Here is a 903-nt window from a genome sequence, read left to right as displayed (position 1 = left end):
ACTAGGCTTTAGGGCAGTATATGTCTGGGGAAAATGACACAAATGAGATTCAACGTATCTGAATTGGCTAAAAACGTGTGTTATGCCGCTGCGTTATGTGCAGTGAGCATGACGGCAAACGCGTCGCTCAGCTTAGAAAAGCAGCGCGAAGTATATGAGCAAGCTCAAGATTTATTAGATAAGAATGACATTGACGGATACTTATCTATTCGTCCAAAAATTGCTGATTATCCACTGACTCCTTATGTGGATTACCGAACGTTCATCAGGCAGCTATCCATGAAATCACCACAACAAGTGGATGCTTTCATTAATGAGCATGAGGCGTTCCCTTTCTCACGTCGCATTCGTGCGCCTTATCTCGATAACTTGTACAAACAGAAAGATTGGAAAACCATCACTGAGTTTCAAAAAGTCATTCCAAGTGGTGAGCGTTATCAGTGTATTTTTTACGTTGCTCAGTTAAAGCAAGGCAAACAAGTTGCAGCCTTTAAAGGCGCAGAAGACATGTGGCTAAGCGGTTCTAGCATCGCGAGTGAGTGTGACCCGTTATTTAATGCTTGGGATAAAGCGGGTGGACGTACAGACGATTTGATTCTGCAACGCATGTTGTTGGCGTTTGATGCTCGTAACGGTAGTTTGATGGCTTATTTGCAAAAGCTGCCAAGCTCTGCAAAAGCGAAACAACAAGCGCAAGAAATGAAAGCGTTGTTTGATAAACCTGCGACGGTGGCTGAGTTTGCTAAGAAAAAGCCAGCCAATGACTTTTATCGTGTTCAGAGTGAATATGCGTTAGAAAAGCTAGCTCGCATGGATGTCAATCAAGCTCAAAAAGCGTATACGCAAGTCGTGAAAGGACAAAAATTCTCAGCAGAAAAAGCCCAAGCACTTGCGGACTACATT

The 903-nt window shown here is 43.3% G+C and carries 1 pseudogene; it reads left to right on the top strand.

Annotation, left to right across the window (positions count from 1 at the left end):
* Positions 1 to 33 precede the first annotated feature (33 nt).
* Positions 34 to 903 (top strand): annotated as a pseudogene (locus R7Q46_RS25685) (lytic murein transglycosylase); the annotation flags it as partial.

The sequence above is a fragment of the Vibrio sp. 811 genome (assembly GCF_033339195.1).
This window is presented reverse-complemented; position numbering and strand designations above follow the sequence as displayed.